The sequence below is a fragment of the Amycolatopsis acidiphila genome, from assembly GCF_021391495.1.
GTDB lineage: Bacteria > Actinomycetota > Actinomycetes > Mycobacteriales > Pseudonocardiaceae > Amycolatopsis_E > Amycolatopsis_E acidiphila.
The window spans coordinates 2,310,478-2,322,458 of the sequence record NZ_CP090063.1; the positions used below are offsets into that span (position 1 = coordinate 2,310,478).

Genomic DNA, 11,981 nt, shown 5'->3' on the forward strand with positions numbered 1-11,981 from the left:
CGGTGTTCGCCGGACGTCACGTCCTCGTCGCGGGGGCCGGGGTCACCGGCCGTTCGGCCGTCCCCGCACTGCTCGAGCTGGGCGCACGCGTCACCGTCGCGGACGGCAACGCCGCGCGGCTCGCCGAGTTCGAGGGCACGGGCGCGCAGACCGCGGCGGGACTCACCGAGCCGCCCGCGGACGTCGACCTCGTCGTGACGAGCCCGGGCTGGCGGCCCACCTCGCCGCTGCTGGTCGCCGCCGCCGAGGCGGGGATCGAGGTCATCGGCGACGTCGAGCTGGCCTGGCGGCTCGGTCGGGCGCGGGAGAAGCCGCCGGTCTGGCTCGCCGTCACCGGCACCAACGGCAAGACCACGACGGTCGGCATGCTGGAGTCGATCCTGCGGGCCGCCGGGCACAACGCCGTCGCCTGCGGCAACGTCGGGTTCGCGGTGCTGGACGCCGTGCACGCCGGGTACGACGTGCTGGCCGTGGAGCTGTCGAGCTTCCAGCTGCACTGGTCGAGCACGCTCGCGCCGCACGCGGCGGTGGTGCTCAACGTCGCCGAGGACCACCTCGACTGGCACGGCTCGATCGAGGCCTACGCCGCGGACAAGGGCAAGATCCTCGAACACGCGGCCGTCGTCGTCCACAACGCCGACGACCCGTGGTCGACGCGGCTCGCGGCCGGGCACGAAGGCGCGCGGCACGTCGCCTTCCGCCTCGACACCCCGCGTCCCGGCGAGCTGGGACTGGTCGAGGACCTGCTGATCGACCGCGCGTACGTCCAGGACCCGGCGAGCAGCGCCGAGGAGCTGTGCGGTGTCGCGGACGTGCGTCCCGCGGGCCCGCACAACATCGCCAACGCCCTCGCGGCCGCCGCGCTGGCCAGGGCGCACGGCGTGCGCCCTGAGGCCGTCGCGAAGGGGCTGCGGGACTTCCGGCCGGGCGCGCACCGGGCCGTCGAGATCGGCGAGGTCGGCGGCGTCCGCTACATCAACGACTCCAAGGCCACCAACCCGCATGCCGCCGCCGGTTCGCTGCTCGCGCATCCCGACGTGGTCTGGATCGCCGGCGGGCTGCTCAAGGGCGCGCAGGTGGACGACCTGGTCACCGCCGTGGCGGGGCGGCTGCGCGGCGCGGTGCTGCTGGGCACCGATTCCGGCGTGATCGCGGCCGCTCTCGCGCGACACGCGCCGAATGTCCCCGTCCGGCAGGTGCCGCCGGGTGACGATGAGCCCATGAATGCGGCGGTTGAGGCGGCCCGAGTGCTGGCGCGTCCCGGTGACGTCGTGCTGCTGGCACCTGCCGCGGCATCGATGGACCAGTTCCGGGACTACGCCCACCGCGGCGACGCCTTCGCGGAGGCGGTGCGCGGCCTGTCGGGCGGGGCGGATGACCGCGGTTGAGGACAGGCCCCAGGCAGGTGCGCGCGGGCCGCGCCGCAAGCGGCAGCGGCCGGAGGGCAAGCTGGGCTCGGTCTACACCGCGCTGACGGCCTGGCTGTCGCGGCCGCTGGCCGACTTCCACCTGGTGCTCGCGCTGACCGGCCTGCTGACCTCGATCGGCATCGTGATGGTGCTGTCGGCCTCGTCGGTCGCCTCGGTGGACCCGGCCACCGGTTCCGGGGTGTACTCGCTGTTCAAGAAGCACCTGGTGTTCGTGCTCACCGGCACGATCGTGTTCTGGGTTGCCCTGCGGCTGCCGCTCAAGCGCACGCGGGCGCTCTCGTCGATGTCGGTGCTGGTCTGCCTCGGCATGCTCGCACTCGTGCTGACGCCGCTGGGCTCGGCGGGCGGCGGTGCGCAGCGCTGGTTCGTGATCGGCTCGTTCTCCGTCCAGCCGGTCGAGTTCGCCAAGGTCGCGCTCGCGCTGTGGGGCGCGCACGTGCTGGTCACCAAGTACGGGGTGCTGCACCAGTGGCGCCATCTGCTGGTGCCGGTGGTGCCGGTCGCGCTGCTGATGTTCGCGCTCGTGATGGCGCAGCCGAACCTGTCCGGCACCATCACCCTCGGCGTGGTGCTCGCGTCGCTGCTGTGGTTCGCCGGCGCCCCGAAACGGCTGTTCGCGGTGATGTGCGCCGGCGGGCTCGCCGCCGTCGTGGTGCTGGCGCTGACCGCGAGCTACCGCGCCTCGCGCGTGCTGTCGTTCCTGTCGCCCGGCTCGGACACCAGCGACTCGGCGTACCAGGCCACCCAGGCGAAGTACGCGCTCGCCGACGGCGGGCTGTTCGGCAAGGGGCTCGGGCAGGGCCCGTCGAAGTGGGCGTACCTGCCGAACGTGCAGAACGACTTCATCTTCGCGGTGATCGGCGAGGAGCTGGGCTTCATCGGCTGCATCGTGGTGATCGGCCTGTTCGTGGGCCTGGCGATCGTCGGGCTGCGCATCGCCACCCGCAACCTCGACCCGTGGATCCGGATCGTGGCCGGCACGCTGACCGTGTTCACCGTGTCCCAGGCCGGGATCAACATCGGCTACGTGGTCGGCCTGCTGCCGGTCACCGGCGTCACGCTGCCGCTGATCTCGGCAGGTGGTACCTCGATCTGGGTCACGATGTTCCTGATGGGCCTGCTGGCGAACGCGGCCCGGCACGAGCCGGAGTCGGTCGCGGCACTGCGTTCGCAGGGACCGGGTAAATTCGGTCGCCTCCTGCGGTTGCCCGCACCCGACGTCTACCGCCCACCCACCCGGCGGCGCGGCGGCGGACGTGCGGCGGCCTCCCGCGGGGCCCGGCCGTCCGCGCGCCGCACCCGTTCCGCCCAGCCGGCGGAGCGCCGGCGCGCGGCGCCGGACTACGGTAGACGTTCGACGCGAAGAGGAACCACGTGACTGAAGGCGTTACGGGCAGTGTGAGCAAACGGGCCCCCACCGTCGTCGTGGCGGGCGGTGGCACCGCCGGGCACATCGAGCCCGCCATGGCGCTCGCCGACGCGGTCAAGCGCCTGTGCCCCGAAGCGACGGTCGTCGCGCTGGGCACCCCCAAGGGCCTGGAGAACGAGCTCGTCCCGCCGCGTGGCTACGCCCTGGAGCTCATCCCACCGGTCCCGCTGCCGCGCAAGCCGACCGCCGAGCTGTTCCGCCTGCCGCTGAAGGTGCGTGACTCGGTCAAGCAGGCCCGTGCGGTGCTCGACCGGGTCGGCGCGAACGTCGTGGTCGGGTTCGGCGGCTACGTGTCGCTCCCGGCGTACCTCGCCGCCCGCGGCCGGGTGCCGATCGTGGTGCACGAGGCCAACCAGTCACCGGGCCTGGCGAACCGCGTCGGCGCGCGCTTCGCGAAGCGGGTCGCGGTCGCGGTGCCGGACACCCCGCTGCCGAACGCCGAGGTCGTCGGGATCCCGCTGCGGCGCTCGATCACCTCGCTGGACCGGGCCGCGCTGCGCGCCGAGGCCCGCAAGCACTTCGACCTCGACCCGGACGCGCCGACGCTGCTGGTGTTCGGCGGCTCGCAGGGCGCCCGCTCGATCAACAACGCGGTGTCCGGCGCGGCGAAGGAGCTGGCCGAAGCCGGCGTCGGCGTGCTGCACGCGCACGGGCCGAAGAACACCCTGGTCGTGCAGGAGTTCCCGGGCCGCCCGCCGTACGTGCCGGTGCCGTACCTGGAGCGGATGGACCTGGCCTACGCGGCGGCGGACATGGTGCTGTGCCGCTCGGGCGCGATGACCGCGGCGGAGGTGTCCGCGGTCGGGCTGCCCGCGGTCTTCGTGCCGCTGCCCATCGGCAACGGCGAGCAGACCACCAACGCCAGGCCCGCGGTGGACGCGGGGGCGGCGCTGCTGGTCGAGGACGCGAACCTGACCCCGGCGAAGGTGGCCGAGCTGGTCATCCCGCGGCTCACGGACCCGGGGGTACTGGCGAAGATGGGCGCGGCCGCGGTCGGCATGGGCCACCGCGAGGCCGACGAGGTGCTGGCCCGGATCGTGTTGGAGGCGGCGAAGTGACGGTCCCCGAGCAGCTCGAGCGCGCGCACCTGATCGGCATCGGTGGTGCGGGCATGAGCGGTATCGCACGCATCCTGCTCGCCCGCGACGCGCACGTGTCCGGCTCCGACGCCAAGGACTCCCGCGCCTTCCTGACGCTGCGCGCCCAGGGCGCGCGCATCGAGATCGGGCAGCGCGCGGAGAACCTCGACGGCCCGACGGCGGTCGTGGTCTCGACCGCGATCAAGGACACCAACCCCGAGCTGGCCGCGGCCCGCGAGCGCGGCATCCCGGTGCTGCACCGCGCGCAGGCGCTCGCGCTGCTGATGGAAGGGCACCGCGTCGCGTGCATCGCGGGCACGCACGGCAAGACCTCCACGACCTCGATGCTGACGGTCGCGCTGCAGCACTGCCGGCTGGACCCGTCGTTCGCGATCGGCGGGGACCTCAACGAGTCCGGCGCCAACGCGCACCACGGCGAGGGCGGCATCTTCGTCGCCGAGGCCGACGAGAGCGACGGGTCGTTCCTGACCTACTCGCCGTCGGTCGCCGTCGTGACCAACGTCGAGCCCGACCACCTCGACCACCACGGCACGCCCGAGGCGTACGTGGCGGTGTTCACCGAGTTCGTGAAGCGGGTCCAGCCCGGCGGGCTGCTCATCGTCTGCGGTGACGACGAAGCGGCGAACGCGCTGGCCGAGCGGGCCGAAGGCATCCGGGTGCGGCGTTACGGCCGGACCGTGACCGGCGAGCACGACGCGCGGGTGCTGGAGTACCGGGCCACCGAAACCGGCGGCACGGTGCGGATCGCGCTGGACGGCGAGGAGATCACCGTGCCGGTCGCGGTGCCGGGCGAGCACATGGCGCTCAACGCCGTGGCCGCCCTGCTGGCCGGGATCGAGCTGGGCGCCCCGGTCGACGGCCTCGCCGAGGGGCTCGGCGCGTTCGGCGGTGTGCGGCGGCGGTTCGAGTTCAAGGGCCGCGCGGGCGACGTGCGGGTCTACGACGACTACGCCCACCACCCGACGGAGGTCGCGGCGCAGCTGCGCGCCGTGCGGCACGCGGCCGGCACCGGGCGCGTCATCGTGGTGTTCCAGCCGCACCTGTACTCGCGCACGAAGACCTTCGCGGCGGAGTTCGCCGAGGCGCTGGCGCTGGCCGACGAGGTCGTCGTGCTGGACGTCTACGGCGCGCGCGAGCAGCCGCAGCCGGGGGTGACCGGCGCGCTGATCGCGGACCGGATCGCCGGCGCGGGCGTGCACTACGAGTCCGCGTTCGACCGGGTGGTGCCGCTGGCCGCCGACCTGGTGAAGCCGGGGGACCTGCTGGTCACCATGGGCGCTGGGGACGTCACGCAGCTCGGCCCGGAGATCCTCGCCGAGCTCGACCGGCGCGCGGGGGCCTGATTGGCGACGAGGGAGCAGCGGCGAAGGCCGGCCGCCCGGCGCGGCACCGGGACGCCGGTCCGCAGCCGTCGTGGCCGCCGCCCGCTGACCGCGCGCACCCGGACCGGGACCGGCTTCAGCCGGCGGCGGGCGGTGCGGCGGCGCTGGGTCGCGCTGCTGACGGTGCTGACCGTGGTCACCCTGGCCTACCTGGTGTGCTTCACCTCGTTGCTGGGCGTGCGCTCGGTCGACATCGAAGGCGCGTCCTCGGTGCCGGTGGACCAGATCCGCGCGGCCGCCGCGGTGCCCGACCGCCAGCCGATGATGCTCGTCGACACCGGCGAGATCGCCGACCGCGTCATGCGGCTGCCCGGCGTGGCGTCCGTCGACGTGTCGCGCTCCTGGCCGTCCACGGTGGACATCACGGTGACCGAGCGGTCGCCGATCGGGTTCTTCCAGGGCGCGGGCGGGGTGCACCTGGTGGACGGCACCGGGCTGGACTACAAGACGGTGCAGAACAAGCCCGCGAAGCTGCCCGAGCTGAGCCTGGCGCACGTGTCGCCGGACGACGCGGTGACCCGGTCGGTGACGGCGGTACTGCTGTCGCTGCCGCAGGCGCTGAAGGACCAGGTGACCGTCGTGCGGGCGCAGACCCCGGGCGGCGTGGAGTTCACCCTGGCGAACGGGAAGATCGTGCGCTGGGGCAGTGCCGAGGAGCCGGACCGGAAGATGAAGGTGCTGGCGGTGCTGCTGACCCGCGAGGGCAAGATCTACGACGTCGCGAGCCCCGACCTGCCGACGGTTTCGTGAGGGTGGCGGCCTTGCCGCGCAACGACATCGCGCCCGAGTCCAAAGTGACCTGGAAGAGACCCGCGCCGCGCGGTTCCCTTGCGACCGCTTGACGGGGGAGTGGGCCCCGCGCGAAAGTGTTGTGGCGAAAAAGCCTTCGCCGACACGCGGCGTGGCTGCTGGATTCCGGCGTGCCTGATCCCTACCGTCCTGCAACAAGCCAGAAGTTGACATAACTCTAAACCTCGGGTTGAGGTTTCCGGTTGTGCCACTCCGGGCGAGCGGTACGAGTACTCACGATCAGGAAGGCGGACCCGATGACGCCCCCGCACAACTACCTCGCGGTGATCAAGGTCGTCGGCATCGGCGGTGGCGGCGTCAACGCTGTCAACCGCATGATCGAGGTCGGCCTCAAGGGTGTCGAGTTCATCGCGGTGAACACCGACGCGCAGGCACTGCTGATGTCCGATGCCGATGTCAAGCTCGACATCGGCCGCGAGCTCACCCGTGGCCTCGGTGCCGGCGCCAACCCCGAAGTGGGGCACAAGGCCGCCGAGGACCACCGCGAGGAGATCGAGGAGGTGATCAAGGGCGCCGACATGGTCTTCGTGACCGCAGGCGAAGGCGGCGGCACCGGTACCGGTGGCGCTCCCGTGGTCGCCTCGATCGCCCGCAAGCTCGGCGCGCTGACCATAGGAGTCGTCACCCGCCCTTTCACCTTCGAGGGCAAGCGTCGCGGCAAGCAGGCCGAGGACGGCATCCAGGCACTGCGCAACGAGTGCGACACCCTGATCGTGATCCCCAACGACCGGCTGCTGCAGCTCGGTGACATCGGCGTCAGCCTGATGGACGCCTTCCGCTCGGCCGACGAGGTACTGCTCTCCGGTGTCCAGGGCATCACCGACCTGATCACCACCCCGGGCCTGATCAACCTGGACTTCGCGGACGTCAAGTCCGTCATGTCCGGCGCGGGCAGTGCCCTGATGGGCATCGGCTCGGCCCGCGGCGAGGGCCGCGCGGTGCAGGCCGCGGAGAAGGCGATCAACTCCCCGCTGCTGGAGGCCTCGATGGAGGGCGCGCACGGCGCGCTGCTGTCCATCGCGGGCGGCTCGGACCTCGGCCTGTTCGAGATCAACGAGGCCGCGTCGCTGGTGCAGGAGTCCGCGCACCCGGACGCCAACATCATCTTCGGCACGATCATCGACGACTCGCTCGGCGACGAGGTCCGCGTCACGGTGATCGCGGCCGGGTTCGACGCGGGCGCGCCCACGCACAAGAAGCTGGAGCCGCCCGCCATGGGCTCGCGGCCGTCGGGCAGCACCGTCTCCGCCGAGGCCGGCCAGGTTCGCACCCCGGCGCCGGCGACACCGCCGCCCGCGTCCGGGGCCTACCCGCCGGTCACGCCGCCGCGGAACCCGGCGTCCACGAGCTACCAGCCGCAGTCGCCGTCCCTGCCGCAGCCGGGCGGCAGCGCCCGCGGCTACCCGGCGCCGCGCAACGGCCAGGGCAGCCTGCCCAACCGCGCCGTGCCGGTCACCGACGACCCCACCGACGACGAAGTCGACGTGCCGCCCTTCATGCGCCGCTGACCCCCGCGCTCGTTCGTGGGAAGGTGAAGGGGTGCGCATCAGACGGGTGGTGACCACCCGGGCCGGTGGGGCCTCGGTGGGGAAGTTCGAGTCGTTCAACCTCGGCGATCACGTGGGGGACGACCCCGCGGCGGTCGCGGCCAACCGGAAACGGCTGGCCGCCGAGCTGGGCCTGACGAAGATCGCCTGGATGGAACAGGTGCACGGGCGGACCGTCACGGTCGTCGACGGCACCGAGACCGCGCCGGCCGAGGCGACCGACGCGCTGGTGACCGCCACCCCTGGTGTCGCCGTCGTGGTGCTCGTCGCCGACTGCGTGCCGGTGCTCCTGGGTGACGCCGAAGCCGGAGTGGTCGCCGCGGTCCACGCCGGCCGCGTGGGCGCGCGGATCGGCGTCCTCCCGGCGGCGCTGAAGGTGATGCAGGAGGTGGGCGCCGAGCTCGGGCGCATCGAGGTACTGCTCGGCCCGGCCATCTGCGGTGAGGACTACGAGGTGCCCGCCGAGATGGCCCGCGACGTCGAAAAGCACCTGCCCGGCAGCGCGACCAGGACCCGCAAGGGCACCCCCGGGCTCGACCTGCGGGCCGGACTGTGGCGGCAGCTCGCGGACGCCGGGGTCGGCAAGATCGGCGTGGACCCGCGCTGCACCTTCGAGGAGCAGAGCCTGTTCAGCTACCGCCGCGACGGCACCACCGGCCGGATCGCGGCGCTGACCTGGACCGAGCCGGAATGAGCGACGACCGCAAGGCCGCGCTGGCGAAAGCACTCGAACAGGTCGAAGAACGCGTCCGGCGTGCCTGCGAAGCGGCCGGGCGGGCCCGTGCCGAGGTTCGCATGCTCGCGGTCACCAAGACCTTCCCGGCCTCGGACGCCGCGCTGCTCACCGACCTCGGGCTGACCGACCTCGCCGAGAACCGCGACCAGGAGGCGGGCACGAAGGCCGCCGAGGTGGCCGAACTGCGGCCGGACGCGGCGGTCCGCTGGCACATGGTCGGCAGGCTGCAGCGCAACAAGGCGCGGTCGGTCGTGCGCTGGGCCGACGAGGTGCAGTCGGTGGACTCGGTCCGGCTCGCGGGGGCACTCGACAAGGCCGTGCTCGCCGAAGGGCGCCCGCGCCTGGACGTGCTCGTGCAGGCGAGCATCGACGGCGACCCGGCGCGTGGTGGCTGCCCGCTGCCGGAACTGGACGAGCTGGCCGCGTACATCGCCCGCACGGGTGGTCTGCGACTGCGGGGCGTGATGGCCGTGGCGCCCCTGGGCGCCGACCCCGGGCCGGCCTTCGAGCGGCTGGCCGAGGCCGCGGAACGGCTGCGCCGCAACCATCCTGAGGCCACTGAGCTGTCCGCGGGCATGAGCGGTGATCTTGAACAGGCGATCAGGCACGGATCCACGTGTGTGCGTGTCGGAACCGCGCTGCTCGGTGGGCGCGGTTTAGCCTCGCTGGAGAGCGGATCACCCGGAAGTGCGCGATGATCTTCGGGTGATCAGGTGAGGGAGCGGCTAGGGAGAGGCATGAGTGCGCTGCAGAAGCTGAAGGCCTACTTCGGCATGATCCCGGCCGACGAAGACGGTTACGACTCCTACGACCGGTACGACGACGGTGGTGACTACCGGCAGGAGTTCGCCGAAGAGTCGTACGACGCCTACGAGGAGGAGCCGCCCGCGCGCTCCAGGCGACGGTACCGGGCCGACTACGACGAGGAACCACTGGGCCGGTCGCACGGCGGCCGCGAGCCGGCCGTCCACGGCGCACTGGCGGTGGACCGGCAGCCGGAGCCGGTGGCCCGGCTGCGCCCGGTGCCAGAGACGCGGGTGGCCCAGCGCGACCCGCTGAGCCGCATCACCACCCTGCACCCCAGCAGCTACCTGGAGGCGCGGGCGATCGGCGAGGCGTATCGCGAGGGCACGCCTGTGATCATCAACCTCACCGAGATGGAGAACGCCGACGCGCGGCGGCTCGTCGACTTCGCCGCGGGGCTCGCGTTCGCGCTGCGGGGCTCGATGGACCGGGTGACGAACAAGGTGTTCCTGCTGTCTCCGCCCGACGTCGAGGTGACGGCGGAGGAGCGGCGGCGGATCGCCGAGGGTGGGCTGTTCCTTCGTCACTGAACGGGGTGATCGTCTCTCGTTCCGTGCAGGGAGAGGCGTAGTTGCCCGGTGGCGGTGAGTGAGAAATTGCTCCGAACGGGTGACATCGTTGGATAAATCACAGTAGGGTCACGCGAGCCGGACAGTTCGGTCGTCTCGGGTGCGTGGCGCTGGAGCCCGGTGTGGCAGAGTGGTGACGTGGATGTGCTCTGGCTTGTCGTCTACTACGTGCTGTTCGTCTTCTGGCTGCTGCTCACAGCGCGTGTCGTGGTCGAACTCGTGCGCGCCTTCGCCCGCGAGTGGCGGCCGGCGGGCGGGGTTGCGGTGACGCTCGAGACCATCTACACAGTGACCGATCCGCCGGTCCGTCTGGTCCGGCGGCTCATCCCGATGGTGCGCATTGGCGGCGTCGGACTGGACTTATCGATTATGGTGCTGCTGTTGGTTGTGTTCATACTGATGCAACTGGCGTATCCCGGGTGATATCGGGGAAACCCGGGATGTCGGAGCAGGCCATGGAGTGCGTGAGGTGATCTGATGTCGTTGACCCCCGCTGACGTGCACAACGTCGCGTTCAGCAAGCCGCCCATCGGCAAGAGGGGCTACAACGAGGACGAGGTGGACGCGTTCCTCGACCTGGTGGAGACCGAGCTTGCCCGGCTGATCGAGGACAACAACGAGCTGCGGCAGCAGGTTGAGCAGCTCGACGCCGAGCTGGAGAGTGCGCGCGGCGACCTCGACTCCGCCCGTGCGGGCGGTGGTGTGCGCGAGGAGACCTCGCGCAGGCTGGCCCCGGTGCCGCCGCCGTCGCCCGTGGAGCAGACCCAGGCCCACTCGATGGCCGACAACGGCGAGCCGAACGTGCAGGCCGCCAAGGTCCTCGGGCTGGCACAGGAGATGGCCGACCGGCTCACGGCCGAGGCCAAGACCGAGTCCGACGGGATGCTCGCCGAGGCGCGGGCCAAGTCCGAGCAGCTGCTCTCGGACGCGCGGTCGAAGTCGGACTCGATGGTGAACGAGGCGCGCACCCGTGCCGAGACGATGCTGAACGACGCCAGGACCAGGGCCGAGACCCTGGAACGCCAGGCGCGCGACAAGGCGACGTCGATGGAGCGCGAGGCGCAGCGCAAGTACACCGAGACCATGAACAACATGAACAGCGAGAAGACCACGCTGGGCAAGAAGATCGAAGAGCTGCGCACGATAGAGCGCGAGTACCGGACCCGGCTGCGTGGCTTCCTGGAGTCGCAGCTGCGTGAGCTGGACGACCGTGGTTCGGCGGCGCCGGCGTCGGCGTCCTCGAACTCCAGCGGGTCCGGCTCGGGTTCCGGCGGCGGTCAGGGGTACTCGTTCGGCCCGCGGGCCGAAGCGGGCTGACCCCCGTCTTCACGCACTGAACCGGTTCCGGTCCTCTCCCCGGGAGGGCCGGAACCGTTTCGCGCCGTGGTCCGTGTTGTAATTCAGCGTGCTCTACATCGTTCTCATCCTGGTCCTGGCCGCCCTGGGGCTGCTGGTCACGGCACTGATCACGGCGACCTCGCTGTGGGCCTGGGTCTCCATCGTGCTGTCGGTACTGGCCGGCCTGGTGCTCGTGGCGGACTTCGTCCGCCGCCGCAGCGCCCGTCGCCGGGTTGTGCACGCCGCCACGCGGGTGGACGCCGAACCCGTCGAGGAGAGCGAAGACGACGACGCCGAAGAGGTGGCGGCCGAGAGCGCCGAGGAGCCCGAGCGGGCGGAGTCCGGCGGGACCGGGCTGCTGCCCGTCACCGGCGAGGCCGGCGAGGACCAGGCGTCGTCGGCCGAGAGCGGCGACCCGGCGGAGGAGGCGACTGCTCCCGCCGACGCCGAGCTGGTCGCGAAGCTCGGCGCGGAGGTCGTCGTGGTCGACGAGTACCCGCGTTACCACGTCCTCGACTGCCCCTGGCTGGCCGACCGGGACACGATCCCGATCGCGGTCAACGAGGCACGGGACCTGGGCTTCACTCCGTGTGCCCGGTGCACCCCGGACGCGAAGCTGGCCACGGCGCACCGCGCCACGTCGAAGTCCCGGGGCTGAGGGCCGGCCCCCTGGCCCGGCGGCCATCGGCATAACGGCGTGTCCGGTGCGCTAACCTTGACTGCAGCAAGGCGTGGATCCGGCCATCACCGGGGAGCCTCCGGAAGAACGGGCCACCGGCCCCAGTAGAACCGGACGGGTGCGGCCCGTGACAGCCGCCGAACGAGCGGCCCGCGTA

12 protein-coding genes are annotated in these 11,981 nt (G+C 72.1%); all 12 read left to right on the top strand.

What is annotated here, in order from left to right:
- The first annotated feature begins 2 nt into the window (after positions 1-2).
- The 12 genes from murD to LWP59_RS11315 all read left to right on the top strand — a co-directional run bounded on the left by murD (position 3) and on the right by LWP59_RS11315 (position 11,803).
- On the top strand, positions 3-1,388 hold the full coding sequence (gene murD, locus LWP59_RS11260) for a UDP-N-acetylmuramoyl-L-alanine--D-glutamate ligase (protein ID WP_144639342.1): 1,386 nt from the start codon (positions 3-5) through the stop codon (positions 1,386-1,388).
- Entirely contained in the window at positions 1,375-2,808 is a 1,434-nt protein-coding gene (gene ftsW / locus LWP59_RS11265) for a putative lipid II flippase FtsW (protein ID WP_144639340.1), read from the top strand. The genes murD and ftsW overlap by 14 nt, the downstream gene beginning before the upstream one ends.
- Before the next feature lie 20 nt (positions 2,809-2,828).
- Positions 2,829-3,917 (top strand): undecaprenyldiphospho-muramoylpentapeptide beta-N-acetylglucosaminyltransferase, encoded by a 1,089-nt coding sequence (gene murG, locus LWP59_RS11270; RefSeq protein WP_373299925.1) that lies wholly within the window; start codon positions 2,829-2,831, stop codon positions 3,915-3,917.
- Entirely contained in the window at positions 3,914-5,302 is a 1,389-nt protein-coding gene (gene murC, locus LWP59_RS11275) for a UDP-N-acetylmuramate--L-alanine ligase (protein WP_144639335.1), read from the top strand. The genes murG and murC overlap by 4 nt, the downstream gene beginning before the upstream one ends.
- The gene (locus LWP59_RS11280) at positions 5,303-6,091 is read left to right on the top strand and encodes a cell division protein FtsQ/DivIB (protein ID WP_144639334.1); all 789 of its coding nucleotides are present in this window, start codon (positions 5,303-5,305) and stop codon (positions 6,089-6,091) included.
- A 296-nt stretch (positions 6,092-6,387) separates the two neighbouring features.
- Positions 6,388-7,659 carry a cell division protein FtsZ gene (ftsZ, locus tag LWP59_RS11285; RefSeq protein ID WP_144639332.1) on the top strand — a complete coding sequence of 424 codons (1,272 nt, stop codon included), beginning with the start codon at positions 6,388-6,390 and terminating at the stop codon, positions 7,657-7,659.
- A 31-nt stretch (positions 7,660-7,690) separates the two neighbouring features.
- Positions 7,691-8,392 carry a peptidoglycan editing factor PgeF gene (gene pgeF / locus LWP59_RS11290; RefSeq protein WP_144639329.1) on the top strand — a complete coding sequence of 234 codons (702 nt, stop codon included), beginning with the start codon at positions 7,691-7,693 and terminating at the stop codon, positions 8,390-8,392.
- Complete coding sequence (locus LWP59_RS11295; RefSeq protein ID WP_144639327.1) at positions 8,389-9,132, top strand: YggS family pyridoxal phosphate-dependent enzyme; 744 nt, start codon at positions 8,389-8,391, stop codon at positions 9,130-9,132. Before pgeF ends, LWP59_RS11295 begins: the two co-directional genes overlap by 4 nt.
- A 39-nt stretch (positions 9,133-9,171) precedes the next feature.
- The gene (locus tag LWP59_RS11300) at positions 9,172-9,768 is read left to right on the top strand and encodes a cell division protein SepF (RefSeq protein ID WP_144639325.1); all 597 of its coding nucleotides are present in this window, start codon (positions 9,172-9,174) and stop codon (positions 9,766-9,768) included.
- A 177-nt stretch (positions 9,769-9,945) separates the two neighbouring features.
- Positions 9,946-10,230 carry a YggT family protein gene (locus tag LWP59_RS11305; protein WP_186383275.1) on the top strand — a complete coding sequence of 95 codons (285 nt, stop codon included), beginning with the start codon at positions 9,946-9,948 and terminating at the stop codon, positions 10,228-10,230.
- A gap of 54 nt (positions 10,231-10,284) precedes the next feature.
- On the top strand, positions 10,285-11,124 hold the full coding sequence (gene wag31 / locus LWP59_RS11310; protein WP_144639323.1) for a DivIVA-like cell division protein Wag31: 840 nt from the start codon (positions 10,285-10,287) through the stop codon (positions 11,122-11,124).
- An 88-nt stretch (positions 11,125-11,212) separates the two neighbouring features.
- Positions 11,213-11,803: a hypothetical protein gene (locus LWP59_RS11315; protein WP_144639321.1), complete on the top strand. Its 591-nt coding sequence runs from the start codon at positions 11,213-11,215 to the stop codon at positions 11,801-11,803.
- Positions 11,804-11,981: the final 178 nt, after the last annotated feature.

Coding starts and splice junctions, on each gene's coding strand:
- ftsW (WP_144639340.1), top strand. CDS start 1,375: ATGACCGCGGTTGAGGACAGGCCCCAGGCAGGTGCGCGCGGGCCGCGC.
- ftsZ (WP_144639332.1), top strand. CDS start 6,388: ATGACGCCCCCGCACAACTACCTCGCGGTGATCAAGGTCGTCGGCATC.
- LWP59_RS11295 (WP_144639327.1), top strand. CDS start 8,389: ATGAGCGACGACCGCAAGGCCGCGCTGGCGAAAGCACTCGAACAGGTC.
- LWP59_RS11300 (WP_144639325.1), top strand. CDS start 9,172: ATGAGTGCGCTGCAGAAGCTGAAGGCCTACTTCGGCATGATCCCGGCC.
- wag31 (WP_144639323.1), top strand. CDS start 10,285: ATGTCGTTGACCCCCGCTGACGTGCACAACGTCGCGTTCAGCAAGCCG.